This is a genomic window from Lwoffella lincolnii (genome assembly GCF_002014765.1).
GTDB lineage: Bacteria > Pseudomonadota > Gammaproteobacteria > Pseudomonadales > Moraxellaceae > Psychrobacter > Psychrobacter lincolnii.
Genome location: NZ_MUYT01000004.1, coordinates 597,625 through 623,811 on the forward strand (window position 1 = coordinate 597,625; position 26,187 = coordinate 623,811).

Here is a 26,187-nt window from a genome sequence, read left to right on the forward strand (position 1 = left end):
TGGTTAATCTGATAAAGAATTTACCCATTATTATTCTATATCATGATTGTTTTGTATCATGATTGTTTTGTATCACATTCATAAAAAGGGCAATTTATGCAAACCATTTTACTGATACCCACTCAAAGAGGCATTGGTCTGACATCTGCCAGTTTGGGCTTAATCAAAGCGTTAGACTACTCTGGCATTAAGGCAGGCTTTATGAAGCCATTTTTGCAGACTGATGATGACTCTAAACACAATTTAAATGCGTCTGGGGCGTTGGCGGAAAAAGCCTTTGGCATCAAATCCCCCAAGCCGATTAACCGTCATCGCATGGAGCGCATGATTGGCGATGGTCATTTAGATGATTTGATGGAAGAAGTGGTGGCAGGGCATCAAAACCTAAAAGATGACTATGACGTGATGGTGTGCGAAGGCTTAGTGCCGTCTGCTGATGCGTCTTATGCGGTCAGTGTCAATCATGCTTTAGCAAATGCTTTAGATGCTCACATCGTTTTGGTCAGTACTGCCGACTTACAAAACCCTGAAGCACTGGCATACAAGTTGGACGTACACGCCACCGAATTTGGTGGTCTGGCAAGTTCACGCACTTTGGGTTGTATTTTAATGCGAGTACAAAATGTGCCAAACGTCTTTGAAAATCAACCTGTCGCCCCAGGGCAAGCCAATATTGACTTAGATGATGCGTTTATCAAGGCAGTCAAAAAACTCTCCCCTGCATTTGCCACCGATAAGTTCCATCTATTAGGGGTTGTGCCATTTTCTAATAGTTTGTCTGTGCCAAGAACATGGGACATCGGTCGAGAGCTTGGGGCGTATTGGATAAATAAAGGCGAAGCCAAATCTCGCCGAGTGAATCGCACCACTTTGACTGCCCAAACGGTTGCCAACATTGGGCAGGTGTTTAGCCGTGGTAGCTTGATTGTCGCTCCTGGTGACCGAGACGACATCTTACTGGCGACTGCCTTAGCTTCAATGAATGGTGTGCCAATGGCAGGCATCATCTTAACAGGGGGCATCACGCCCAACAGCACCATCATCGACTTGTGTCGCCCTGCTTTAAAGACGGGCATGCCTGTGATGAGCGTTAAGACCAACAGTTATGATACGGTTCAACGTTTAAGCAATATCAGCAATGAAATCCCTGAAGATGACATTGACCGTGCCAGTGAAGTGGCTCGCTTTGTTGCCGCTCATTTAGATTTAGATTGGCTAAAAGATTACTTTAGTCGTGGACATGTTCCAAGATTATCACCGTCTGCGTTTCGTCATTTGGTGGTTAAAAAAGCCCAACAAACCAAAATGCGCATCGTCTTACCAGAAGGAGCAGAGCCACGCACAGTAGAAGCTGCCAGTATTTGCCAGAGCCGTGGCATTGCCAACTGTGTGCTGTTGGCAACCCAAGAAGAAGTGGAAGAAGTTGCCAAAAACCAAGGCATCGAGTTACCCGAAGGCATTGAAATCATTGACCCTGCCAGCATCGCCAACAACTATGTCGATGCCATGGTTGAGCGACGCAAAGGTAAACTGACCGAGCCAATGGCAGCAAGTCAACTTAAAGACACCGTGGTGTTAGGGACGATGATGTTATATCAAGGTGAAGTAGATGGGTTGGTATCAGGAGCGGTACATACCACCGCCAATACCGTGCGTCCTGCTTTTCAGCTGATTAAAACCTCACCAGATTATTCGCTGGTATCATCGGTATTTTTTATGCTATTGCCTGAGCAAGTCGTGGTGTATGGTGATTGTGCCATCAACCCCAACCCCAACGCCGAAGAGCTGGCAGAAATTGCCATTCAATCCGCCGCCTCTGCCAAAGCATTTGGCATTGAACCAAAAGTGGCGATGATAAGCTATTCAACTGGCACATCAGGCACTGGCGATGATGTGGAAAAAGTCAAAAAAGCCACCGAAATTGTGCGTAAACGAGTCCCTGACTTGTTGGTAGACGGCCCCTTACAATACGATGCCGCCTCTGTTATGAGCGTGGGCAAGAAAAAAGCACCCAACTCACCTGTGGCAGGGCAAGCCAATGTGTTTATATTCCCCGACCTAAACACAGGCAACACCACTTATAAAGCAGTACAACGAAGTGCCAACGTCATCAGTGTCGGACCCATGTTGCAAGGCTTAAACAAACCTGTCAATGACTTATCTCGTGGGGCATTGGTTGATGACATTGTCTATACCATTGCCTTGACTGCCATTCAAGCCAACAGCTCAAACGTATGATAAGCAATAAAATAACAAGTAATCGCTGAAGCAATTTGTTAAAATGCTTGTCATACTTGTGAAAATGCGTGTATGCCATGCTCGTGTATGCCTGTTTCTTGTATGCCATGTTGATGTAATCATGCGGAGTAGCCATGTCTGGATTTGATAAACCTGACAAAGACGCACAGCTTGCCTTGCTCATCGATGCTGATAATGCGTCAACGGAGCATTTAGACCGCCTGATGTCAGAAATCGCTGCCATTGGGCGAGCCAGTGTTCGCCGTGTCTATGGTGACTGGACAAAACCACAACTGGGTAGCTGGAAGGGAAGATTGCTTAACTACTCACTACAGCCCATTCAGCAGTTCGCCTACACCACAGGCAAAAATGCCACCGACTCTGCTCTTATCATTGATGCCATGGATTTGCTATATACAGGGCGGTTTGATGGCTTTTGTTTGGTTACATCTGACAGTGACTACACACGACTGGCTCAGCGTATGCGAGAGCAAGGTTTGCAGGTATTTGGCTTTGGCAATCGCAGTACGCCAAAAGCCTTTATGCAAGCGTGTGATAAGTTCACTTATCTTGAGATGTTTGACAACAACAAAGAGATGCCTAAGGTGGATTTTTATGACTCAGCGGACATGTTGTTCTCTATGGACAGCAATCAGTTTAAGCCTGTAGATGTGGCAATCACACTGGTCAAACTTGCCATTGCCAGCATGGCAGATGACCAAGGGTGGGCAAACATCGCCCCTGTCAAAAACTACATCTTAAAGGTTGAGCCAGACTTTGACTCTCGTCTGTTTCATTATGATAAATTTAGCGACTTTTTGCGGGCGTATCCCAGATATTTTGAGTTAGAAGAACGCTATCCCAATGACAATCAACATAAAGTCATCTTTGTGCGTAACCGAATTTTAGAAGCTCGCTAAACCGATTTTGGTTAAACCAATATTAGCCAAACTGATTTTATTTCACCCAAATTATTTCTGTTATCAAGGTAACCCAACACAATGACGCAATCGATAAGCCAACAAACACAACAACCTCAATCAACCGAACAACAAATCCAAACCCATATTGACGCTTGTCTAAAGCTTGTTACCGACGCATTAGATGATGTCAAAGCCAAAAACATCACCGTGCTGGACGTCACCAATTTGACCGATGTTGCCGACCGTATGGTCATCGCCGAAGGCACATCAAAACGCCATGTGCAAGCCCTTGCTGACCATGTGTCTGTTACCGCCAAACACGCAGGCTATCTGCCATTGGGGCGTGAAGGTGAAAAAGAAAGCGACTGGACTTTGGTGGACTTAGGTTCTGTGGTGGTGCATGTGATGATGCCCCAAGCTCGTGAATTTTATGATTTAGAAGGCTTATGGTCATCACCAGAACAGCTTGCCCAGCTTACCCAACCTATTCACGACAAACGCTCATATGAAAATCGATGACCAGTCTCCACTCAACCAGTCTCCACTCAACAAGCTGACCCGACTGACCCAATATGAACCATACTGATATGGGTCTGTTTTTTTAACCGATATTTTTTAACCGATATTTTTTAACCAATGTTTATTGCAGTTTAACTTAAAGGGCTTTGAAAGAGAAATTACTGTTTTGTCAGGCACGCCAGAGAATGCTGAAAAAATCAACGACATCATCAAGCGACTTGGTTCAGAACACCCTGATGATTGGTTGCCAGTCTTTTATGAAGAAAATGGTTATCGTGGTAGATAGAGTTGCTTATTTTAACCCTGCGGCAGCTGCCACATTTTCCTAACTAAGGAGTAATTTATGAAAGTAAATTTTACCAAAAAAGCAACGGCGGCAATTTTGTCATTGTCCCTAATCGCCCCTGTTGGGGTGGTTATGACCTCAACCATAGCTCACGCCATTACGGTATTTGACTCTGCTGTTTTTGCTCGTCAGCTATAACAGCTTAACGAGGCAAAAAGACAGTATGACCAAGCAAAAGCTACTTATGACCAATTCAGAGGTAGCCGTGATATTGGTGTATTGTTTAATCAATACGGCAGTCAAATGCCAAAAGAAATGCAAGATATGTACAAAGACTACCAGTCAGGTAACTGGGCGGGTCTTGCAGACAAGGTGGCTCGCTTAGAAAAAAGCCAGCAACTGACAGGCACACAAAAAGAGCAACTGTCTCAAATCGCCAATCAAACCAAAATGCAAGCACTTGGCAATAAGGCTGTTTTAGATGATATGTTTGCCAAGAGCAACCAGCGTTTTGCTCAAATTCAGCGTATGGCAAATTCCATTGACCTACAAAAAGACCCCAAAGCCGCTGCCGACCTATTAAACCGCATTCAGGTAGAAATTGCAATGATTCAGCTACAAAGCAACCAACTTCAAATGATGAATATGCTTATGCAGGCTGAGAAAGATATGCAGGAGCAAAGAGCGAAAGAACGGTCAATGAGATTTAATAGCAATGGCTCAGGAAATGCCGTTCAAAAGTGGCAGTAATTGTATTGATTAAGTGGTAAAATGTTTGTGTGCAGGGCTTATGTGTTATGGGTCTTGCACACAAATAATCAATCAATTTACACTTGGGGTCTTTTTATGAAAAGTTTAGTTATTTTTGTGTTAGTTTCTTTGACTGTTTCTTTATCTGCTTGTGGAGAAAAGAAAGCGGATTATACTGTTGATGAACTTTACCAAAACAAAGAATTGAGAAGAGAACTATTGACTACCTGTAAAGAAAAATTGTCTCAAATTGGTAATTATGAAAAGTTGGTTAAAGATGAGCCAAATTGTGGTGTTGCACAGGCAGCAGAGGAAAGATACTCAAAAGAATTTAATAGTAATAGTCCTGATAAGCAGGTTCAAAAGTGGAATTAGAAAATGGCTGAATATACTGGCGAAGGTTCTGGTTTTTTAAGTGTTAGTTTTGAAAAGGTAAACAGCTCTTTGGCGAGTTTTGCCAGTAGTTATTCTGACATTATCGCCAATGAAATTGCTCCATTGGTCGCTCTTGGTCTTACACTAACTTTTATTACATTGGGTGTTTTAGTGACCATGAATGATGTATCTAATCCCTGCTAGGTTTGTTGCCGATAATACCACTCAATATGTCTATCAAACCCCACCTTTAACAAACTGGCAATGATACGCCCTGTCAGTCCCCACACAGTTTCACCATCTACTTGCCAACATGGGGTAACCAGTTTCATACTCTGCCCTGCCACTTGTGTGATTAAATGATAATCTACCGTCGGTGCATGACGCAGATACTGCCAGTCTGCCCAAAATATCCGCTCAATCTCACCCTGCTCTGCTTGCAATGATAAATTTGGCGGAATAACCGCCACAATCGGACGCACGACCAACCCTGATTTGGACGTTTGGGTGGGCAGTTGTCCCAACAATCGCACCCCAGTTGGGTCAAGATTCACTTCTTCTAAGCTCTCTCGTAAGGCGGTAACGATGTTATTGGTGTCAGCAGGTTCGTATTTACCCCCAGCAAAGGCAATTTCACCAGCATGAGCGGTGATGTGTGATGCCCTTTTGGTCAGCAACAACATGGGGTGCCTCTCATTGGTCAGTGCCACCAACACACTGGCATGAGCAATGGGCGTTTGTATCAAGTCATCGATGGTTTGTGAATGACGGGTTTGTGAATGACGGGTTTGCAAGTCATTGGCAATGCCTTGAGCGTTGGCAAAGCGTAACCGATGCAACAGTTGACGTAAGTCGGCATGATTTAAATCATGGGCTTGAGCCATTTGTAGGGGTAATGTGTTCCATGTTGGATAAGACGTGATATGATGGCTGTTCATGATGTTATGTGGGTATGGTGGCGGTGGCAATGTGTGGCATATGATAATAATGTAACTGTTCTATTGTCGACAACTGCTCTATTATTAATCACTGCTCTATGAACTGCATAATCAGTAAAATATTTTTCTATTTGTTGGAGTTTTTTATGTCATTTTGCCAAAACTGTGGTCATCATGCCAAACATCAAATACCACAAGGCGACAATCGCCCACGACTGGTTTGCTCTTATTGTGGGCATATTCATTATGACAATCCTAAGATTATCTGCGGTGCGTTGGTGGTGCATGACGATAAAGTGTTGTTATGTCAAAGAGCCATTGAACCACAATACGGCTTGTGGACATTGCCAGCAGGATTTATGGAAATTGGCGAAACCACGGCTCAAGGGGCATTAAGAGAGACCCTTGAAGAAGCCGATGCCATTGCCATCAATCCCATGCTGTATTGCTTATATGACATTCCCAAGATTGGTCAGGTGTATGTGCTGTATTTGGCACAGTTGCAACATGGTCAGTTTGGGGTGGGCAGTGAGAGTCTACAATGTGGGTTGTTTGCTGAAACTGACATTCCTTGGGATAAACTGGCTTTTGAAGCGGTTAGACGCACCTTGCGTCATTATTTTGCTGACCGCCGTGCTTATTCTCAACAGATGTCATCAGCACCACCGCTACATCATGAACGCATAGACAAAGAGATGATGAAGTGATAAAGACATTCAACATGCCATCGTCATCAACAAAACCCTACTTGATAGACACCAAATATTAACTTGACAAACACAAAAACATCAAAATTTATCAGGGATTTTATGTTGAAAATGCCCCCTAAACACACAATATAGGACATCAAGTAAGGTCATACCAAACTTAAAGCCATATTGAACACAAAAACCATATTGAATAAAAAGGACAACAACATGAGATTTGATAAATTTACCCAAAAATTGCAAAAAACCGTCCAAAACGCACAAAGTCTGGCGGTTGGGCATGACCATACCAGCATTGATGCGGTGCATTTATTGGCAGTTTTATCACAAGATGAGTCCATTATGTCGCTTTTACAGCAAGCAGGAGGCGACATTAACAAGCTACAACAGGGCATCAAAAAAGCACTGGAACATCAAGCCACTTTAACCAACCCCACAGGTGAAGTTAATTTTAACCAAAATACCATTAAAGTACTCAACTTAGCTGACCGTTTTGCCCAAAAAATGGGCGATGAGTTCATCGCCACAGAATGGCTATTATTGGCATTGGCAGAACACAGTGACAGTCAAAAAATCTTACAATCAGCAGGCGTGGACACCACTCAATTAAACCAAGTCATACAAACCGTGCGAGGAGGTCAAACCGTGAACACTCAAAATGCCGAAGACCAACGAGATGCCTTAAATAAATACACCATCAACCTGACCGAGCGAGCAGAACAAGGCAAGCTAGACCCTGTCATCGGACGAGATGAAGAGATACGCCGTACCATTCAAGTGCTGTCACGCCGTACTAAAAATAACCCCGTGTTGATAGGTGAACCGGGGGTAGGTAAAACCGCCATTGTTGAAGGCTTAGCACTCAAAATTGTCAATGGTGACGTACCAGAAGGCATGCGTCATAAGCAAGTGTTATCACTGGATTTGGGGGCTTTAATCGCTGGGGCAAAATATCGGGGTGAATTTGAAGAACGCCTAAAAGCAGTACTCAGTGACCTTGCCAAACAAGAAGGCAACATCATCTTATTTATCGATGAGCTGCATACCTTAGTGGGGGCAGGCAAGTCAGATGGGGCAATGGACGCTGGCAACATGCTCAAACCTGCATTGGCTCGGGGTGAATTGCACTGTGTGGGGGCAACAACACTGGACGAATACCGTCAGTACATCGAAAAAGATGCCGCCCTTGAGCGTCGCTTTCAAAAAGTACTGGTGAATGAGCCATCGGTAGAAAACACCATCGCCATCTTACGAGGGCTAAAAGAACGTTATGAACTGCATCATGGTGTGGATATCCAAGACAGTGCCATCATCGCCGCTGCTCGCATGAGTCACCGTTACATCACTGACCGTAATTTACCTGATAAAGCCATTGATTTGGTAGATGAAGCCGCCAGTCGTCTGCGTATGGAAATGGACAGCAAACCTGAAGCTTTAGATAAGTTAGACAGTCGTCTTATCCAGTTAAAGATGCAACGTGAATCGCTCAAAGGCGAAGATGATGATGGGGCAAAATCACAAGTCAAACTCTTGGATAATGAAATTGAAGGGTTACAAAAGCAATATGCTGACCTAAATGAAATTTGGCAAGCTGAAAAAGCCTTGGTCAAAGGCAGTCAACAGCTCAAAGATGAGCTGGATAAAGCACGCATTGCCTATGATAAAGCCAGTCGTGAAGGTGACTATGAAACCATGAGCAAACTGCAATACGAGACCATTCCACAACTAGAAAAACGCATCAGCGAATCAGATTTAGCACAACAGCATGATAAGTCAGGCAACATGGGCAACACCAAACTGCTTCGTAACAAAGTTACCGACAATGAAATTGCTGAAGTGGTCTCTGCCGCCACAGGAATCCCTGTCAATAAAATGCAACAAGGTGAACGAGAAAAAATGCTCAACATGGAGAGCAAACTTCACGAACGGGTCATCGGACAAGATGAAGCCATCAAAGCGGTTGCTAATGCGGTGCGACGTAGCCGAGCAGGACTGGCTGACCCCAATAAGCCCTTTGGTTCGTTTTTATTTTTAGGGCCAACAGGTGTGGGCAAAACCGAGCTGACCAAATCGCTTGCTAATTTCTTATTTGATGATGAAAATGCCATGACACGCATCGATATGAGTGAGTTTATGGAAAAGCATAGTGTCAGTCGTTTGGTGGGTGCACCTCCAGGATACATTGGCTATGAAGAAGGTGGGTTACTGACCGAAGCGGTACGCCGTAATCCTTATGGTGTGGTTCTGTTTGATGAAGTTGAAAAAGCACACCCAGATGTGTTTAACATTCTCTTACAAGTATTGGACGATGGGCGATTAACTGATTCGCATGGTCGGGTGGTGGACTTTAAAAACACTGTCATCATCATGACCAGCAATTTAGGCAGTCACAAAATCCAAGAGCATTATCATGACGATAACTCAGATGGCTCAGCTAACCAAGACAGCAACTATGAACAAATTAAATCAGCGGTGATGGAGTCGGTCAATGCCCATTTTCGTCCCGAATTTATCAACCGCATTGATGAAATCGTGGTGTTCCACCCATTGGGTCGCCATGAGATGGCAGGCATCGCACAGATACAACTGGAGCGGTTGCGTCATCGTCTAAAAGAGCGTGAGCTTAACATTGAGCTGTCTGATGATGCCATGGAGCAGTTACTCAGTGTTGGCTATGACCCTGTCTATGGAGCAAGACCGCTTAAACGAGCCATTCAACAACAGATAGAAAACCCACTGTCCCTAAAATTGCTTGCTGGTGATTTTGTGGCAGGTAACATCATCAAGGTGGGGGTGGCTGATGACCAATCTGCCATGCTAACATTCGATAAGTTAAGGTTGAATTGACACCCCACTCACTGAATAAAAGACCAACAAAATACCCCTAATGGCAAGCATCAGGGGTATTTTTTTATCTTTTTTTTACTATTTATCATTTGCCTTTATGTCGTTTGCCCTTACTCACAGCGGAAAGTGATGGCAAACTCATAGTCTTCATCACTTGCCAAACTGGCTTTACCCAAACCCAACACACTGGTGGCAATTTGCCCTGCTTTTTGAATGACTCTGTCAGTGCGTTCGTCTAACACCCCATTGTAGGTGATTTTATCCGTTAAGATGATGGGGCTTTTAATGCCACAAGTTGATTTGGCATTAGCCAGCGCCATTCGTTGTGCTTTTACCTTACTGCTACCAAAACCTGTGGTTTCATAGACTTGATTGGCACGTTGCATCACAGGCGTGGTGGGCGTGGTCTGACAGCCTGCCATCATGCCTACAGTCAAAAGCAAGGCAAGCTTAATGTGGGGAGACTTAATGTGGTGAGAATAAATCAGGCGCATAAATTTAATTCCATTCATGAATAATAATTAATAGATAACAACCAAATTGATAACAATTAAATTATAAATTGATAACAATAAATAAAGACAGTCATTTAGCCATAATTTAACCAATAATAGTTAGTGGTTAGCCATGATAACACAGTAATCAACCATAGACAGGGCATTTTTAACAACACTGATAACATCGATGACATGCAGATGATTCATAGCAAGGTAAGGACAACAGACAACATATGATGACAAAAAATGATGATGAGAAAAAGACTTTAGGCTTAAACGTGTCAGGCTTAAACGTGGTATAAAAACCAAAGTGGCATAAAAACTTTATAAAACCCCATGCAAATTAAGGCTTAATTGGTTATAATGGCTTAACAATCCATGATGTTCGTTTTGACAGAATGTTTGATAAAATAATAACCAATCCATACGACACAATGACATGACTATGGGAGTGATTATGAAAAGCTACATATTATATGATGATGGGCGTCACAAGTGCGTCGCTTTTTCAATGCCAGAAGATGACGAAAGTGTCCCATCTAATCAGTTTCTTATCCTCGATGGTCAAGAAGCTGCCTTGATTGACCCGGGTGGTGATTTGACGTTTTCACCACTGACCATACAAATCACCAAATTTTTACACATGGAACAAATAAAATACATCATCGGTTCACACCAAGACCCTGATATCATCGCTTCCATGCCACGCTGGTTATTGCACACACCACAAGCCCACTTGATTATCCCTGTGCTCTGGGAACGGTTCTTACCACATTATAACTCCAGTTTTACTAAGGGACGGTTAAAAAAAGACATCTCAGAGTTTCTCATCACCATTCCCGACACAGGTGGCAGTTATCCTTTGGGCGACAGCCACATCATTGCCATTCCTGCGCATTTCTTGCATTCTGTGGGCAATTTTCAGTTTTATGACCCTGTGAGCAAAATCTTATTTTCAGGTGATATGGGAGCTTCTTTGGTTGGGAATTCTGGGCAAGTGGTTGAGGATTTTGATGCACACATCGCACAGATGAAAGGCTTTCACACACGCTATATGAACAGTCAAATTGCCACCCGTGCATGGGCTAAATCCATACAATATTTGGACATGGAAAAAATGGTACCACAACATGGCTGTCGCTTTGATGGTCAGCCAATGATTGGGCAATTCATCAGATGGATAGCCAATTTGCCCTGCGGTGTGGATCTGATTGATGATAAAACCTATGATTTTAGTCATTTGCTATGATAAATTCGTTGCCAATAAAACATAAAAAGCAGAGCATAAAAAACAGAGTTTAAAATAAGCAAAATTCACTGACAACACACCACTTATCGCAAAACAGCTTACCCAAATTGGATAAGCTGTTTTTTTTAGTGATTAAGATTTTTAGCAATCAAAACCGCTGTTTAAATTGCTTGGGTAATTTTGCCTGAATGTCATCAAACTGTTTTTTCAGTTCTTCTTGACTGGGTAAGGCATTGGCATTGATGTCAAAGTTGGCATTGGTATTGGTATTGGCATTCATAGCTTGATTGCCACCACCAAAGAGCGGGCCACCGCCCCCCATGCCCATGCCGCTTGCCAAACCTTGCACCGCTTTCATCATTTTGCTAATTCCTTCTGGTTTTGACAACATTTTCATCATTCTTGCCATTTGTTTGTGTTGTTTTAGCAAACGATTGACATCTTGTATTTGTTTTCCTGAACCTTCGGCGATGCGACGCTTACGACTGGGGTTAATTTTATCGGGATTTTGTCGTTCAAATGGGGTCATGGAGTTGATTAACGCTTCCATTTCCTTAACCTTTTCTTCTGGTTTGGCTTCTTCAAGTGCTTTTTGAACATCTGCTCCATTCATACCAGGCATTTTATCCAAAAATCCTGCCATGCCTCCCATATTTTTCATTTGCTGAAATTGAGTTAACAAGTCTTCAAGGTCAAAATCACCGCCTTTTTGGATTTTTTTCGCCATTTTTTCGGCTTTTTCTCGATCCACTTGTCGCTCAACCTCTTCAACAAGGCTTAGCACATCACCCATGCCCAAGATGCGTTGAGCAATCCGCTCTGGGTGAAAAGGCTCAAGAGCATCTAACTTCTCACCACGCCCCAAAAACTTAATGGGTTTGCCAGTGATGGCTCGTACTGACAACGCAGCACCTCCACGAGCGTCGCCATCCGTTTTGGTTAATATGACTCCTGTCAATGGCAATGCGTCATTAAAGGCTTTAGCGGTGTTGGCGGCATCTTGCCCTGTCATTGAATCCACCACAAACAGCGTCTCTGATGGGCTGACCGATGCTGTTAATGCCTTGATTTCATTCATCATCGCATCATCAATGTGCAAACGACCTGCTGTGTCAATGATAAGAATGTCTTGGTATTGAATTTTGGCCTGTTCAATGGCGCGATTGGCAATGGTAATGGGGTCTTCATCAACACTTGATGGCACAAACTTAGCCCCAGCCTGTTCTGCCACCTGCTCAAGCTGATTGATGGCGGCAGGGCGGTAGATGTCAGCTGACACCAGCATCACCTTTTTCTTTTGACGCTCTTGTAGATATTTGGCAAGCTTACCTGCTGTGGTGGTCTTGCCTGCCCCTTGCAAACCAGCAAGTAAATAGATGACTGGTGGCTTACCTGTCATCTCAAGTTGTTGATTGGCACTGCCCATCATTTCGGTGAGTTCATCATAAACGATTTTAACAAACGCTTGCCCTGGGGCTAGGTCTTTTAGCACCTCTTCACCAAGGGCTTGTTCTTTGACTCGTTTGACAAAATCACGGGTAACGGATAATGCCACATCGGCTTCTAACAATGCCATGCGAACTTCACGCAAGGTGTCTTTAATATTGTCTTCTGTCAGTTGTCCTGTGCCTGCAACATGACGTAGGCTAGATGATAGGCGTTCAGTTAGGGTTTCAAACATGGGCTACTACTCTACTAATGGTTATGATGAATGATGATGCAATTAACTTAAGCATGTGTATTGTGTATTATGTATTGTCAATGATACGAAATGATGGTTTTATCAAGGGATTGATGTCAAAGGATTGCCATCAAGCGGTTAAAACATCTCATATAAAGCATATTCCTTATGTTTTATCGCACAAGCCATTTTATCTCATCGCACAAACGACTTTATAGCATAAACTTGTTAAAAACTAAACACATCAGCAAATATCTGATGATGTTTATCATGATGTTTCTTATACCATGATGTTTCTTATGTTAAAGTTTCTTATGTTAAAATAGCCTCATTCATCTCATCAAATCACCCACCAATTGACCGAACCAATCAGCTTAAGACACATGTCATCAATCATTTTATTTAACAAGCCTTATGGCGTATTAAGCCAGTTTCGTGCTGATGACGCTAACGAGCATCAAACATTGTCTGCCTTTTTTACGGATAAATCGTTGCGTGTGGCAGGTAGGCTTGATGCCACCAGTGAAGGCTTGCTGCTGTTGACCGCAGACGGACAGATAAATAAAGTCATTACCCAACCTAAGCAAAACAAACTTGGCATGAAGACAAATGCTCTGGGCAAAACCTATTTGGTGCAAGTTGAAGGGCAAGCCACCGATAACCAGCTACATCATCTGTCTAAAGGCGTGATGCTCAAAGATGGCTTAACTCTGCCTGCAACCGCCAAACGGCTAAGTAAAGACACCCTACCCATGCGTCTATGGGATAGGTATCCACCCATTCGTCAGCGTCAAAGTGTGCCAACCAGCTGGCTGATGCTGACCATCTATGAAGGTAAAAACCGCCAAGTCAGACGCATGACCGCTCAAGTTGGCTTACCTTGCTTACGGCTTATTCGTTGGTCAGTGGCAGGGTTTGAGTTAGGGGAGCTGGCGGTTGGGCAGTTTGTCAGAGTGCATCTGAATGCCAAACGCCTAGCCCAACTTGGGCTGTCGCCAGTGATGGCTTAATGGTGGCCCAGTGATGGCTTACTGTCATGGTGGCTTAGCCAATGAATTCCCTTTTCTCTTTTAACCGTGTAACCGTGCCATCTTAAAACCGTATCATCAAGACAATTAAGCGTCTGGGTGCATTCTTACGTTCAGTTCATCAATGACTTCCACCCATACGGCATCACGATTCCACTCTTCTTGCAAAAATGCACGCTGTTTTTCTGTCCAAACTTTGGCATCTTTTAAGTTGGTGTCTTCAGCAAGCTGATTATCAGCGATAAACTGGTCAATGGCTTCATCTGAGCTGTCCAATCCTAATTGAATGAATAAATCATTTAAGGTGTAGCTTTGTTCGCCTAGCATAATAAGTTCCTTTTGTGTGTGGTTTCATTTTTTTAATTGATAAGATAAATAGCCCCAACCAGTTAAAAACCCAACCAATGACCCAAGGGTATGGATAGCTAATTAGTTGGGGCTTGATATGTCAATTGAATTAACAAGTTGCTTATTACTGATTATATGACTTAATACAATAATAAAGACATATTAACCAATAACGCTGATGCCAACACCAACTTATGGTAACAGATGGCTGACCGCATCACGCTCTTCTATCAGCTCAGTTTCGGTGGCTTTCATTTTTTGTTGCGAAAAATCAGACGACACATCTAAGCCTTCAACAATTTGCCAATCGCCGTTTTTGCAAGTACATGGGAATGAATAAATCAAGCCTTCAGTGATGCCATATTGCCCTTGTGAGTACACGCCCATAGACACCCAATCATTATCATCAGTACCCAATGCCCAGCTACGCATGTGAGCGATGGCAGCGTTGGCAGCTGATGCGGCAGAAGACGCACCACGAGCTTTAATGATGGCTGCCCCACGTTGCTGCACGTTGGGAATATAAGTGTTTTCATACCAATCACGCTCAACTTGCTCTAAAGCTGGCTTGCCATTCACGGTGGTAAAGGTCAAATCTGGATATTGTGTCGATGAATGATTGCCCCAAATAATCATTTTTTTGATGTCATTGACAGTACTGTTGGTCTGTTCCGCCAGCTGTGCCATGCCTCGGTTGTGGTCTAGACGAGTCATGGCAGTGAAATTGCGTGGGTTTAAATCTTTAGCGTTACGCTGAGCGATTAGGGCGTTGGTGTTGGCAGGATTACCGACCACCAAGACTTTAACATCACGGCTGGCAACGTCATTTAATGCTTTACCTTGGGCTGAGAAGATGGCAGCATTGGCTTCTAGCAAATCCTTACGCTCCATGCCCGGCCCACGGGGTCTTGCACCAACCAATAACGCATAGTCAGCATCTTTAAACGCCACGTTCGCATCGTCAGTCTGCACCACACCAGCAAGCAAAGGAAACGCACAATCTTCCAGCTCCATCACCACGCCTTTTAGGGCATCAAGGGCTGGGGTAATCTCAAGCAGTTGTAAAATCACAGGCTGGTCTTTACCAAGCATCTCACCAGATGCGATGCGAAACAACATGGCATAGCTGATGTTACCAGCAGCACCAGTCACCGCAACTCGAACAGGTTGTTTTGTTTGTGTCATATTGGTTTGTGTCATCAGTAATTCCTTTAACTTATAAAAAAATAATGCTTAAAAAGCAACTGAAATGGAAATTTTAACCACGTCATAAGATAACACTTTTTCACCCATTTGATAAGTGGCATTGACCAACCACGGCAAGTTAAAAGTGCAATGTTAAAAGTGCGATATTGTGTTAAAAGTGCGATATTGATTTGTATGGTTGTACTGGGTATTTTTGTTCTGGGTGTTGGTGTATTTCGTGTTTGTGTTAAATGTTATGGGCATTAGGCATCTGGTAGGCGTGCCATCCAAATGATTGTGAGCAAACAAATCGCACTGATGGCATAGGCAAGCCAAATCATCTCGTGAGACAATCGATAAAATAACATGGCACAGGACATCGCCATCATACCCCATGCCAAATATTTGGCATAACGAGGAATGGCTCGGCGTTCATGCCAATTTCTGATGAAAGAACCAAATGTCTTATGATTGACAAGCCACAGATGAAATTTTTGGGAACTTTTAGCAAAACAAGCCGTTGCCAGTAACACAAAGGGAGTAGTTGGCAGTACAGGCAATATAATGCCCACAATACCAATGCCCAAAAATAAAAACCCTAAGCACAAAAAACCCCCACGCACCACTTGTTGCCAAACCGTGTTCGATGTTGCTGATGGTACGTTTTTTGGGGCAGCTTGGTTTTGGGTGGCTTGAGTATCCAATAGGTCATCAGACATCGGAGACTTGTCCATAAACTTGTCCATAAACTCACTACCAGTAAAGACTGTTATCGTTAGCATTGACGTATGGGTTTTGCTTGTGTTTTGCATGTCTTGTTGGCTGTTAAGCGGTCAGTGGTGCTGTTTTTTATTTTGCTATTTTGGTCTGACCACGCCCATACGCTCACTTATCGGTTTGGGTTGACCAAGTAAGTATCCATAAAAGGTGGCATTTTCCATGACCTTTTTCACATAGTCTTTGGTTTCATAATAAGGAATGGTTTCAATGTATTGGTCAGCACTTAGGTTGCCATGGTTAGGTAGCCAACGTATGGCTTTGCTTGAGCCTGCGTTATAGCCTGCGGTGGCAACAGCAGGTTGATGGCCCACTTTTTGTAAATTATTGCTAAGATACCAAGTGCCATAGCGGATATTGGTATTGGGGTTGGCGGTGTTTTGTGGGGATTCACCCAGCTTGTGAGCGATGTGTTTGGCGGTGTTTGGCATGATTTGCATCAAGCCTCCTGCCCCCACATGAGAGCGAGCTGATTCATTGAAACGGCTTTCTTGACGCATGATGCCGTATGACCATGCAGGGTCGATGCCAACATGACGGCTATGACGTAATACGCTGTTACGGTAGGGTGTTGGGTGGGTGATGGCAAGGTTGGTAACCGTTTCGCTTGAATCAAGTGCATAGATGGCGCGGTCATGCCAGCCAAGTTCATGGGCTTGTAAGGCAGCTGCCATGAGCAGTCCATTATCTCGACGGTCACGTGCTTGCTTAACTGCCCAGTTCCATTCTCGTTTCGTGTCCGAAGGGTCGCCATTATGATGATATAACGCAAAGGCACGAGCAAAGTTGGCGTTTTGTTTGACACGCATGCGGTCTTGATGGCTGACTTGTGGTAAGCGACCACCCCCCATTTGGTTGATGTTCAGTCGTCTGCCCAGTTTGTCTTTGGCAAGCAGTCCATAATAGTCCGTGTGATTTGCCAATCGTTCATAAATCTGTCTGGCAATGCCTTGTTGTTGGTGGTTGCCATGTTCATAGGCTCTTGCCAACCAATATTGCCAAATATCATCACCTTGTATGCCTTTGTCCATATGGCTGATGGCATTAATCACATCTTGCCATTCACTGTAGCGAATGCTTGCTTGGGCATAGTCTTCTGCTTCTTCAAAGTTAAAAGGTTGCCCCATGCTTTGACGAAACCAATCCACCGCTTCATGACTAAAGCCGTCATCGGTATTCATGTTCATGCGTTTGACTGCAATGGTGCGGTATGCCATTTGTCGTGTGGCATCATCGAGCAGTTTGTTACGACGGTGAGCATCTTGACGCACATCATAAGCCAGTTGGGTATGGGCTTCACGATAAGATTTTGCGGTCAAGCGGCCAATGGCGTACAGATACAGATGGCGGTTTTTACTGCTGGGCGGTTGGGCGGCCATTTGGGTAAAAAAGGCATTGGGATTTTGATTGATACGAGTTAATTCTTCATGACTGATGGGCATTCCCAAAAGACGACTTAAAGCAATGATATCGCCGTTGTTACCCATACGTAACATGCGATACAGTCGCTGTTGGCGTTCATCTTGGCTGATGCCTTGGTAAGCATTTAGCTCAGTTGCCAACTGAGCACAAAGGGCGGGTTGCTTTTTGGTATTTAGCCATACTTTTTGTTTTTCTATCATGACTTGTGTTTGACCACCGCCATAAAGCTCACCCAAAGCCATGGCACAGCGTTCGCTGGTATCGGCATTTTTGATGTGGGGTGAGACTTGTTTAACCGCTTGGTAATTGCCTTGGGTGGCTTGGGCTTCAGCATAGTCAGCGACTAATTTTTCGCTCAATGCGGTATTGGGATATTGTTTGACAAAAGCAATGACGCTGTTGGGCGACAGTGAGCTTAGCTCATTATTGAGCCGCCAGTAGGTTGGATACATGGCAAACAAACTGCCTGCCATCATCTGCTCATACCGATACAAACTGTTTTGGTCGCCATTGTTGGCAGCACGTTTGGCAGATTGATAATGCTCAATACCACTGACGGTTGGCACAGTTTCTTCAATGGCATTTGACCCTTGAGAATGATGATTGGCGATGTTGCCATTGCGTCTGTTGGGTGCATAGTCATCGCTTGGTGGTTGGGGCATGACAAGTTGGGTTGTGGCAGATTGTTTTGAGTTGACATTGAAGTTGGCGTTTTGAGGGATATTAGGCATACCAAGCACAGCTGGCGTGTGTGTTGTGTTGGTCTCGCCCATACTTGAGTTCATGGCATTGGGGTTTATGGCAGGGTTTATGGCATTGGGGTTTATGGTTGTGGTACTACAGGCAGTTTGTAGCATTGCTAAGGCAACCATGGCACTTAAGGTAACTTGACCTTTGGTTAACGGCAAATAGGACATATTCGTAAGCTTTAAGATAAAAAAAGAGAACATGGCTAACTCACAAGCAAGATGATGTTATGGTCTGGCAAAATAAAAAAATAGAACGCCTACTGTCACCAATACCGTGATTAAGTCTGATAAAAGAATGCAAGTCTGATAAAGAAAGAATGCTCATATAAGATAAAGATAATAACAGAACGATAATAACAAGAATAATAGAAATGAAGATGATAACAAAAAAATCATCAAATGGTAAATCGACATAAGTTGATACATAAAACATACCAATGGGCAGGTATTGAGCAAGTATTTGTCAATTGATTGACGCAAATGTCTTAAGCGAATAAACCCAACAATGAATTTCGAACGTGGATAACAAATAACATGGACAACAGATAAAAGCGAAATAACATCATAACCATCATAGACCATTTCATTTAAAGACAGGGCATAATGACAAGTGATGCCAAGCATCACGTTTACATCATGTGCCATCAACATAATGTGCTATAATAAATGGTTAAAATCTTTGCATCTGTTATTTTGACATCGACTGTTTTTATACCCACTATTTTTATATCCACTGTATCCATATCCATTGTTTGCCTGTATTGGAAACCGCCACCATGACTGCCACGATATTTAACCCCCGCTCCACCCAAAACCATAACCTAGCCAATAGCATCGAACAGACAACCAAACAAGATAAATCTGAGCAACACAAAAAGGTCTATATCGCCACGCAAGGCTGTCAGATGAATGTCTATGATTCAGAAAAAATGGCGGCGGTATTGGGTGATTCGCATGGCATGACTCTAACCGATGACATCAACGATGCTGATGTGCTGATTATGAACACCTGTTCAATCCGAGAAAAAGCCCAAGAAAAGGTCTTTAGCGAACTGGGTCGCTGGCGTAAATTAAAAGAAAAAAATCCCAAGCTGGTGATTGGTGTGGGTGGTTGTGTGGCATCACAAGAAGGCGATAATATCCAAAAACGAGCCCCTTATGTGGACATGGTGTTTGGTCCACAAACCCTACATCGCTTACCAGAATTATATGACAGTAGCACCAAGCAACAACACACCCAACCAAAAAATCGCATCGGCACGGTAGACGTATCCTTCCCAAGTATTGAGAAATTTGACTTTTTGCCTGAGCCAAAAGTCGAGGGCTTCAAGGCGTTTGTCTCTATCATGGAAGGTTGCTCAAAATATTGTTCGTTTTGTGTCGTGCCTTATACTCGTGGTGAAGAGTTGTCTCGCCCACTTGATGACGTGTTGGCAGAGATTGACAGCTTGGCTGAGCAAGGCGTGCGAGAAGTTACTTTACTTGGGCAAAACGTCAACGGCTATCGTGGCGAAAAAGATGATGGTAGCATTTGTCGATTTGCTGAGCTTTTGCACTATGTGGCACACATTGATGGCATCGAACGTATCCGCTACACCACCAGCCACCCACTTGAATTCACTGATGACATCATCGACGCTTATGGCAAACTGCCACAGTTGGCATCACATCTGCATCTGCCAGTACAAAGTGGCTCAAATTCAGTTTTAGCAGCGATGAAACGTAACCACACCATCGACGTGTACATTAACCAAATCAATAAATTACGAGCAGTGCGTCCTGACATACACTTATCTGGTGATTTTATCATCGGCTTTCCTGGTGAAAGCGATGATGATTATCAACAAACGCTGCAACTGGCCAAAGACTTAGACTTTGACCATTCGTACAGTTTTATCTACTCCAAACGCCCTGGCACGCCTGCTTCTGACTTGCCAGATGACATTCCTTTACAAGTCAAAAAAAACCGCCTTGCTGAGTTTCAAAAGCTGATTGTGCAATCGACACTCAACAAAACCAAAAACATGGTTGGCACACGCCAAAGGGTGCTGGTAGAAGAGCCCGCTGACCGCCATCATAACCATTTGCTTGGCACAGCAGACAACACACGTTCGGTGGTATTTTTAGCAACTGACGCACAACAAGCATCGCTGATGGGCAAGCTGGTAGAAGTGCAAATCACCGAATACATCAGCCCACATATGGTTAAAGGTGAGTTACTGGACGTGTTGGGTTAACCAAGTTTTTTATTAAACAGATTTAATGATGGTTGTTTTTAATGACCATATTTTTAGAATATAAACATCAATCAAACTGATAATACAAGGTACTAACATGCTTGACCCAAAACTACTGCGTGGTGATTTAACTGACATAAAAACCAAACTTGCCACTCGTGGCTATGAGCTGGACGTGTCATTTTGGGAGAACATCGAAGAACAACGCAAACAACTACAAATCACCACCGAAGAGCTACAGGCCAAACGCAACGCAGGGGCAAAACAAATTGGAGAGCTAAAACGCCAAGGTAAAGATGCCAGTGATGTGATGCAGGCGATGCAGGCGATAAGTGGCGACATTAAACAAGCTGAAGACAATCTTCGTGCCTTGCAAGACAAAATCACCACTGCCTCTTTACAGATTCCCAATCTACCTGCCGATGGTGTGCCTGTGGGCAGTGATGAAACCGATAATGTGGAAGTTCGCCGTTGGGGCAATCCACGCCAGTTTGAGTTTGCGGTTAAAGACCACACCGACTTAGGCGAACACATGGGGTTGTTGGATTTTGAGATGGCAGCCAAATTAACAGGCAGTCGTTTTAGTGTGTTGACAGGGGTATTAGCACGCCTCAATCGGGCGTTAACGCAGTTTATGTTAGATACCCACACGCAAAAATATGGCTATACTGAAATGTATGTGCCTTATATCATTAATGCAGACAGCTTACAAGGGACAGGGCAGTTACCAAAGTTTGCAGAGGATTTATTTAAACTGACAAGCGATAAAGAATACTATCTGATTCCCACATCAGAAGTGCCACTGACCAACAGTGTGCGTGAACGGATTGTCAAACCAGAAGAATTACCCATCAAACTCACCGCTCACACGCCGTGTTTTCGCAGTGAAGCAGGGTCAGCAGGTCGTGATACTCGTGGTCTTATCCGTCAACATCAGTTTGAAAAAGTAGAAATGGTCAATGTGGTGCGAGCAGAGGCATCTGAGCAAGCATTAGAGGACATGACCGCACAGGCTGAATATATTTTGCAACAGCTTGATTTGCCTTATCGAGTGATGCAGTTGTGTACAGGCGACATGGGATTTAGTGCCAGCAAGACTTATGACATTGAGGTGTGGCTACCCAGCCAAAACACCTACCGAGAAATTTCCAGTTGCTCTAACTGTGGTGACTTTCAAGCTCGGCGCATGTCTGCCCGTGTCAAAGATGGCAAAAAAACCGAGCTTTTGCACACACTGAACGGCTCAGGATTGGCAGTTGGTCGCACGCTTTTGGCATTGATGGAAAACCACCAAAATGCTGATGGTTCAATCAACATTCCCAAACCCTTACAACCGTACATGGGTGGTGTGCAAAAAATCATTAAAAAAGACAATGATTAACGACAACAATTAACAACAATGATTAGGGCGTGTCCCTAAAGTTGAGTGAATGTTAAGGTTATTTTTGCTGTTTGTTATTCATCATACCGTTTTTTATTCATGACAACTGGGCATCTTATCTAAAAACCAGTATTTATAAACCATTGTTTAGGAATTATCATCATGCCTACCCCAATTAACGAAAGAGTCCTTGCCAATGCCATTCGTGTGCTGTCTTTTGATGCGGTACAAAAAGCCAATTCAGGTCACCCCGGAGCTCCAATGGGCATGGCAGACATTGCCGAAGTGCTGTGGCGTAAATTTTTAAAACACAACCCTGCTGACCCCAACTGGATTAACCGAGATCGTTTTGTGTTGTCAAATGGTCATGGTTCAATGCTTCAGTATGCGTTATTACATTTATCAGGCTATGATGTCAGCATTGATGACATTAAAAACTTTCGCCAGTTACATTCAAAAACGCCCGGACACCCAGAATACGGCTACACACCAGGGGTTGAGACCACCACAGGACCTTTGGGGCAAGGCATTGCCAATGCGGTGGGTTTTGCCATTGCCGAACGCACCTTGGCAGCTCAATTTAACCGTGATGGACATGCCATCATTAATCATCATACTTATGCGTTTTTGGGTGATGGTTGCTTGATGGAAGGCATCAGCCATGAAGTCTGCTCGTTGGCAGGCACGCTTGGGCTGGGTAAGTTGATTTTCTTTTATGATGACAATGGCATTTCCATTGATGGCGACGTGGAAGGCTGGTTTGGTGATGATACCAAAGCCCGTTTTGAAAGCTATCATTGGCATGTGCAAAGCATCGATGGACATGATGCCGATGCCATCACGGTTGCTACCCAAGCCGCCATCGATGAGACCGATAAGCCCAGTTTGATTATTTGTAAAACCATCATTGGGGCAGGTAGCCCTAACAAACAAGGTAAAGAGTCCAGCCACGGAGCGCCTTTGGGTGATGATGAAATCGCCCTGACTCGTGAAACTTTATCATGGAAACATGCCCCATTTGACCTAGATGATGCCATTTATGACGCATGGAATGGTAAAGCCAAAGGTGATGTGTTACAAAAAAACTGGCAAGCCAACTTTGATGCTTATCAAAAAGCTCACCCACAGCTTGCCAATGAATTACTCAGACGCTTACAAGGCAGATTGCCAGAAGAGTTTGAACAACAGTCTTACGCCTTTATCCAAGCTTGTCAAACCACAGATGCCAACATCGCCAGTCGTAAAGCCAGCCAAAATGCCTTAAATGCCTTGCAAAAACTGTTGCCTGAGCTGATTGGTGGCTCAGCAGATTTGGCAGGATCAAATTTGACTTTATTTGAAGGGGCAAAAGGTATCCAAACCGATGCTGATGGCAACTACATCTATTATGGCGTGCGTGAATTCGGTATGACCGCCATCGCCAATGGCATTGCCTTATATGGTGGTTTTATCCCTTACGTGGCAACCTTTTTGATGTTTATGGAATACGCACGTAACGCCGTGCGTATGTCAGCACTGATGAAACAACGGGTCATTCATGTCTATACCCATGACTCTATCGGTCTGGGAGAAGACGGCCCAACGCATCAACCTGTTGAGCAGTTAGCAAGCTTAAGAGCCACGCCAAATCTACACACTTGGCGACCTTGCGACAGCGTTGAGACAGCGGTGGCCTGGGTGCATGCCATTAAGTCAGCCAACACCCCATCAGCATTGATTTTTAGCCGACAAAACTTACCACATCAACAGCGTAACAACAACCAAGTGGCAGACATTGCCAAAGGTGGCTATGTGTTGGCAAAAGAGCAAAGCAAACTGGAAGCCATCATCATCGCCACAGGCTCAGAAGTACAGCTTGCCATGCAAGCCCATCAACAATTATCTGCCGACGGTCGTGGGGTGCGGGTGGTGTCAATGCCGTGTTGCGAAGTGTTTAGCCAACAAGAGGCAGATTATCGTGAAGCTGTGCTTCCCAGTAATGTTACCGCTCGGGTGGCAGTCGAAGCTGCCCATGTGGATTATTGGCATAAATTTGTTGGCTTAAATGGCAACATCATTGGCATGACCACCTTTGGTGAGTCTGCGCCTGCCAAAGACTTATTTAAAGAGTTTGGCATCACCAGCAATGCGGTGATAGAAGCAGTAAAAGCCTTGATTGATTAACTGTTTCATGTTGATTCTGTCATAGACAAAAAAGACATGCTCATATGAGCATGTCTTTTTGTTTGGCAACCATTTAATCACCGTTCTGGCTTAATCATCGTTTTAGCTTAACTGCCTTATCTTATTCTGCCTTGGCTTAAAGGTCTGATGACGTTTTATTTAAACGCCATTTTTTTTAACAACACCAGCACCGCCCCATTGCCACCATCTTTAGCAGGGGCAGACACGAATGCCAATACCTGAGGCAGTTGCCTTAACCAACCATTGACGCACGTTTTTAATATCGCATCACTGCCTTTGCCATGGACAATTTTTACCACTGTTTCCCCATTTTTTTGGGCTTGTGTTAACAAAGTCATCATGGCTTCACGAGCTTGTTCGATGTTACAACCGTGAATGTCCACCGCATCATACCAACGTAATTTGCCTTGTTTGAGCTGATTAAACACGTTGTTCGGTAGGGTCGGTACTTTGTGGCTCAGATAGGCATCAGCAGAAACAGGGTTTAGTAACGCTTGCATGTCGGACAACCCCAAACCTAAGTCCACATCATCAGTGCCTTGAGCGGCGGCACGTTTGGATAAGGTGGTGGCATCGGGTTTGTTGATTTTTGGGGCATGAACAGGTGAGCGGATATTTTTATCTTCTAAAGGTTGTACGCCTGCCATGGCTTGCATAAACAGCACCTTATCATCATCAACATGTTGGCTGTTTAATTGTTTGACTGCTTTTTTGATTTGCTTATGTGATGGCAAGCTCACAGGTTCAGTGGGTTTTCGGTTTTCAACATCGGTTGAGGTGGCATCACGTCCACGAGTGAGCTGACTTTTTAGCTCTTTTAACTGGTCTTGCATTTGTTTAGAAAATAAAGAGTTTGACATCGATAATCACCATTTGTCTGTCATGTTAAATTCATGTCATTTAAATTAAATCAATCAAACCAAGCTTAAGCCAAGCTTGATAATTGTGCCAACATCTCACTCAATGCGTTTGCTGGTTGCTCAGTTTTCATAAACTGCTCACCGATTAAAAAATGATGAATGCCATTGGCCTGCATTAAGCGTAAATCTTGTGCGGTTTGTAAGCCACTTTCACTGACCACAAGTGCCTTATCGCCGTGTTGTGCCAAGCGGTCTAATAGTTGGTCTTTTAGCCGAATGCTGTGTGCCAAATCCACGTTAAAAGTGTTTAAATCACGATTATTAATGCCATAAATATTGTGCTTGGTGAAGGGCAATTGTAATGCTCGTTCAAGTTCACTGGCGGTATGCACTTCAATCAACACGTCCATGCCAAAATCTATGGCCAAACCATGTAACTGATGCAAGGCATCATCGTCCAAACACGCCACAATCAGCAACACACAATCCGCCCCAAGCAAATAAGACTGATAAATGTGATACGCATCGACCATAAAATCCTTACGCAACACAGGCAAATCACACGTATTTTTTGCCACAATCAGATGGTCATCATGCCCTTTAAAATACCGCACATCGGTCAATACCGATAAGCAACTTGCCCCTGCTTGTTGATAACCTTTTGCGATGGCAATGGGGTCAAAGTTTGGGCTGATGATGCCTTTGGACGGTGAGGCTTGCTTGATTTCAGCGATGATGCCCACTTGATTCAACTGCCAAGCATGGCGTAATGCTTGGGCAAAACCACGGCTGAGATAATCACCACTGGCGTGTTGAGCCAACGCTTGCTCTTTTATCTCTGATAAAGATTGCTGAGTTTTAGCAATGTCAATCTCTTGCCATTTGCTGGCAATGATGCGTTGTAAGACTGATGGGATATTGGTCATGGCGGTTTGGCTGTTATGTTATTGGTTATGATTTGTTAATATTTTATTAAAAATTTGTTAATTATTTGTTAATTATTTGT

23 protein-coding genes and 1 pseudogene are annotated in these 26,187 nt (G+C 43.8%); 15 read left to right on the plus strand and 9 right to left on the minus strand.

Annotated features, from left to right (window positions below; all coding sequences use genetic code 11):
• The first annotated feature begins 96 nt into the window (after nt 1–96).
• The 8 genes and pseudogenes from pta to B0682_RS04855 all read left to right on the plus strand — a co-directional run bounded on the left by pta (nt 97) and on the right by B0682_RS04855 (nt 5,295).
• Nucleotides 97–2,238, plus strand: a complete 2,142-nt coding sequence (pta, locus tag B0682_RS04830) for a phosphate acetyltransferase (protein ID WP_078306904.1) — start codon at nt 97–99, stop codon at nt 2,236–2,238.
• Between the two features lie 134 nt (nt 2,239–2,372).
• Nucleotides 2,373–3,158 carry an NYN domain-containing protein gene (locus tag B0682_RS04835; protein WP_078306905.1) on the plus strand — a complete coding sequence of 262 codons (786 nt, stop codon included), beginning with the start codon at nt 2,373–2,375 and terminating at the stop codon, nt 3,156–3,158.
• Between the two features lie 81 nt (nt 3,159–3,239).
• A complete protein-coding gene (rsfS, locus tag B0682_RS04840) occupies nt 3,240–3,680 on the plus strand; it encodes a ribosome silencing factor (RefSeq protein ID WP_078306906.1) in 441 nt (146 codons plus the stop codon).
• A gap of 124 nt (nt 3,681–3,804) precedes the next feature.
• The gene (locus B0682_RS09495; RefSeq protein WP_158077864.1) at nt 3,805–3,966 is read left to right on the plus strand and encodes a hypothetical protein; all 162 of its coding nucleotides are present in this window, start codon (nt 3,805–3,807) and stop codon (nt 3,964–3,966) included.
• A gap of 57 nt (nt 3,967–4,023) precedes the next feature.
• Nucleotides 4,024–4,164: a hypothetical protein gene (locus B0682_RS09500; RefSeq protein ID WP_158077865.1), complete on the plus strand. Its 141-nt coding sequence runs from the start codon at nt 4,024–4,026 to the stop codon at nt 4,162–4,164.
• A 12-nt stretch (nt 4,165–4,176) separates the two neighbouring features.
• Nucleotides 4,177–4,716, plus strand: a pseudogene (locus tag B0682_RS04845) (TrbJ/VirB5 family protein); the annotation flags it as partial.
• 96 nt (nt 4,717–4,812) lie between these two features.
• Nucleotides 4,813–5,091 carry an EexN family lipoprotein gene (locus B0682_RS04850; RefSeq protein WP_078306908.1) on the plus strand — a complete coding sequence of 93 codons (279 nt, stop codon included), beginning with the start codon at nt 4,813–4,815 and terminating at the stop codon, nt 5,089–5,091.
• Between the two features lie 3 nt (nt 5,092–5,094).
• A complete protein-coding gene (locus B0682_RS04855; protein WP_078306909.1) occupies nt 5,095–5,295 on the plus strand; it encodes a hypothetical protein in 201 nt (66 codons plus the stop codon).
• On the opposite strand, the gene B0682_RS04860 is transcribed toward B0682_RS04855, so the two are convergent.
• A complete protein-coding gene (locus B0682_RS04860) occupies nt 5,292–6,029 on the minus strand; it encodes an NUDIX hydrolase (protein WP_240494850.1) in 738 nt (245 codons plus the stop codon). The genes B0682_RS04855 and B0682_RS04860 overlap by 4 nt on opposite strands.
• Before the next feature lie 146 nt (nt 6,030–6,175).
• Between B0682_RS04860 and B0682_RS04865 the strand changes: the two genes are divergently transcribed.
• Nucleotides 6,176–6,736 carry an NUDIX hydrolase gene (locus tag B0682_RS04865; RefSeq protein WP_078306910.1) on the plus strand — a complete coding sequence of 187 codons (561 nt, stop codon included), beginning with the start codon at nt 6,176–6,178 and terminating at the stop codon, nt 6,734–6,736.
• 210 nt (nt 6,737–6,946) lie between these two features.
• A complete protein-coding gene (gene clpB, locus B0682_RS04870; protein WP_078306911.1) occupies nt 6,947–9,583 on the plus strand; it encodes an ATP-dependent chaperone ClpB in 2,637 nt (878 codons plus the stop codon).
• 110 nt (nt 9,584–9,693) lie between these two features.
• On the opposite strand, the gene B0682_RS04875 is transcribed toward clpB, so the two are convergent.
• Nucleotides 9,694–10,077 (minus strand): hypothetical protein, encoded by a 384-nt coding sequence (locus B0682_RS04875; protein ID WP_078306912.1) that lies wholly within the window; start codon nt 10,075–10,077, stop codon nt 9,694–9,696.
• A 460-nt stretch (nt 10,078–10,537) separates the two neighbouring features.
• Between B0682_RS04875 and B0682_RS04880 the strand changes: the two genes are divergently transcribed.
• Nucleotides 10,538–11,329, plus strand: a complete 792-nt coding sequence (locus B0682_RS04880; RefSeq protein WP_078307091.1) for an oxygen-binding di-iron domain-containing protein — start codon at nt 10,538–10,540, stop codon at nt 11,327–11,329.
• 148 nt (nt 11,330–11,477) lie between these two features.
• On the opposite strand, the gene ffh is transcribed toward B0682_RS04880, so the two are convergent.
• A complete protein-coding gene (gene ffh, locus B0682_RS04885) occupies nt 11,478–13,010 on the minus strand; it encodes a signal recognition particle protein (RefSeq protein ID WP_078306913.1) in 1,533 nt (510 codons plus the stop codon).
• A gap of 383 nt (nt 13,011–13,393) precedes the next feature.
• Between ffh and B0682_RS04895 the strand changes: the two genes are divergently transcribed.
• Complete coding sequence (locus B0682_RS04895) at nt 13,394–14,020, plus strand: pseudouridine synthase (protein ID WP_078306915.1); 627 nt, start codon at nt 13,394–13,396, stop codon at nt 14,018–14,020.
• Between the two features lie 105 nt (nt 14,021–14,125).
• Here B0682_RS04895 and B0682_RS04900 read toward each other — a convergent pair whose 3' ends face one another.
• The 4 genes from B0682_RS04900 to B0682_RS04915 all read right to left on the minus strand — a co-directional run bounded on the left by B0682_RS04900 (nt 14,126) and on the right by B0682_RS04915 (nt 18,687).
• Nucleotides 14,126–14,365, minus strand: a complete 240-nt coding sequence (locus B0682_RS04900) for a DUF2789 family protein (protein WP_078306916.1) — start codon at nt 14,363–14,365, stop codon at nt 14,126–14,128.
• A gap of 213 nt (nt 14,366–14,578) precedes the next feature.
• Nucleotides 14,579–15,571, minus strand: coding sequence for a malate dehydrogenase (locus tag B0682_RS04905; RefSeq protein ID WP_078307092.1), 993 nt, complete (start codon nt 15,569–15,571; stop codon nt 14,579–14,581).
• A 263-nt stretch (nt 15,572–15,834) separates the two neighbouring features.
• Nucleotides 15,835–16,305 (minus strand): YbaN family protein, encoded by a 471-nt coding sequence (locus B0682_RS04910; RefSeq protein ID WP_078306917.1) that lies wholly within the window; start codon nt 16,303–16,305, stop codon nt 15,835–15,837.
• A 123-nt stretch (nt 16,306–16,428) separates the two neighbouring features.
• Nucleotides 16,429–18,687, minus strand: a complete 2,259-nt coding sequence (locus B0682_RS04915) for a lytic transglycosylase domain-containing protein (protein ID WP_158077866.1) — start codon at nt 18,685–18,687, stop codon at nt 16,429–16,431.
• Between the two features lie 608 nt (nt 18,688–19,295).
• Here B0682_RS04915 and miaB point away from each other — a divergent pair.
• From miaB to tkt, 3 genes are all read left to right on the plus strand, one after another.
• The gene (gene miaB, locus B0682_RS04925) at nt 19,296–20,756 is read left to right on the plus strand and encodes a tRNA (N6-isopentenyl adenosine(37)-C2)-methylthiotransferase MiaB (protein ID WP_078306919.1); all 1,461 of its coding nucleotides are present in this window, start codon (nt 19,296–19,298) and stop codon (nt 20,754–20,756) included.
• A gap of 97 nt (nt 20,757–20,853) precedes the next feature.
• Entirely contained in the window at nt 20,854–22,137 is a 1,284-nt protein-coding gene (serS, locus tag B0682_RS04930) for a serine--tRNA ligase (RefSeq protein WP_078306920.1), read from the plus strand.
• A 162-nt stretch (nt 22,138–22,299) separates the two neighbouring features.
• Nucleotides 22,300–24,300 carry a transketolase gene (gene tkt / locus B0682_RS04935; RefSeq protein WP_078306921.1) on the plus strand — a complete coding sequence of 667 codons (2,001 nt, stop codon included), beginning with the start codon at nt 22,300–22,302 and terminating at the stop codon, nt 24,298–24,300.
• 155 nt (nt 24,301–24,455) lie between these two features.
• Here tkt and B0682_RS04940 read toward each other — a convergent pair whose 3' ends face one another.
• Together B0682_RS04940 and trpC are read right to left on the minus strand one after the other, a co-directional pair.
• Nucleotides 24,456–25,181, minus strand: coding sequence for a Smr/MutS family protein (locus tag B0682_RS04940; protein ID WP_078306922.1), 726 nt, complete (start codon nt 25,179–25,181; stop codon nt 24,456–24,458).
• Between the two features lie 65 nt (nt 25,182–25,246).
• Nucleotides 25,247–26,107 carry an indole-3-glycerol phosphate synthase TrpC gene (gene trpC / locus B0682_RS04945; RefSeq protein ID WP_078306923.1) on the minus strand — a complete coding sequence of 287 codons (861 nt, stop codon included), beginning with the start codon at nt 26,105–26,107 and terminating at the stop codon, nt 25,247–25,249.
• Nucleotides 26,108–26,187 lie beyond the last annotated feature (80 nt).

Coding starts and splice junctions, on each gene's coding strand:
- B0682_RS04875 (WP_078306912.1), bottom strand. CDS start 10,077: ATGCGCCTGATTTATTCTCACCACATTAAGTCTCCCCACATTAAGCTT.
- B0682_RS04860 (WP_240494850.1), bottom strand. CDS start 6,029: ATGAACAGCCATCATATCACGTCTTATCCAACATGGAACACATTACCC.
- B0682_RS04880 (WP_078307091.1), top strand. CDS start 10,538: ATGAAAAGCTACATATTATATGATGATGGGCGTCACAAGTGCGTCGCT.
- B0682_RS04835 (WP_078306905.1), top strand. CDS start 2,373: ATGTCTGGATTTGATAAACCTGACAAAGACGCACAGCTTGCCTTGCTC.
- B0682_RS04900 (WP_078306916.1), bottom strand. CDS start 14,365: ATGCTAGGCGAACAAAGCTACACCTTAAATGATTTATTCATTCAATTA.
- pta (WP_078306904.1), top strand. CDS start 97: ATGCAAACCATTTTACTGATACCCACTCAAAGAGGCATTGGTCTGACA.
- trpC (WP_078306923.1), bottom strand. CDS start 26,107: ATGACCAATATCCCATCAGTCTTACAACGCATCATTGCCAGCAAATGG.
- B0682_RS04910 (WP_078306917.1), bottom strand. CDS start 16,305: ATGGACAAGTCTCCGATGTCTGATGACCTATTGGATACTCAAGCCACC.
- ffh (WP_078306913.1), bottom strand. CDS start 13,010: ATGTTTGAAACCCTAACTGAACGCCTATCATCTAGCCTACGTCATGTT.
- serS (WP_078306920.1), top strand. CDS start 20,854: ATGCTTGACCCAAAACTACTGCGTGGTGATTTAACTGACATAAAAACC.
- B0682_RS04865 (WP_078306910.1), top strand. CDS start 6,176: ATGTCATTTTGCCAAAACTGTGGTCATCATGCCAAACATCAAATACCA.
- B0682_RS04905 (WP_078307092.1), bottom strand. CDS start 15,571: ATGACACAAACAAAACAACCTGTTCGAGTTGCGGTGACTGGTGCTGCT.
- miaB (WP_078306919.1), top strand. CDS start 19,296: ATGACTGCCACGATATTTAACCCCCGCTCCACCCAAAACCATAACCTA.
- clpB (WP_078306911.1), top strand. CDS start 6,947: ATGAGATTTGATAAATTTACCCAAAAATTGCAAAAAACCGTCCAAAAC.
- rsfS (WP_078306906.1), top strand. CDS start 3,240: ATGACGCAATCGATAAGCCAACAAACACAACAACCTCAATCAACCGAA.
- B0682_RS04855 (WP_078306909.1), top strand. CDS start 5,095: ATGGCTGAATATACTGGCGAAGGTTCTGGTTTTTTAAGTGTTAGTTTT.
- B0682_RS04850 (WP_078306908.1), top strand. CDS start 4,813: ATGAAAAGTTTAGTTATTTTTGTGTTAGTTTCTTTGACTGTTTCTTTA.
- B0682_RS09500 (WP_158077865.1), top strand. CDS start 4,024: ATGAAAGTAAATTTTACCAAAAAAGCAACGGCGGCAATTTTGTCATTG.
- tkt (WP_078306921.1), top strand. CDS start 22,300: ATGCCTACCCCAATTAACGAAAGAGTCCTTGCCAATGCCATTCGTGTG.
- B0682_RS04940 (WP_078306922.1), bottom strand. CDS start 25,181: ATGTCAAACTCTTTATTTTCTAAACAAATGCAAGACCAGTTAAAAGAG.
- B0682_RS04895 (WP_078306915.1), top strand. CDS start 13,394: ATGTCATCAATCATTTTATTTAACAAGCCTTATGGCGTATTAAGCCAG.
- B0682_RS04915 (WP_158077866.1), bottom strand. CDS start 18,687: ATGTCCTATTTGCCGTTAACCAAAGGTCAAGTTACCTTAAGTGCCATG.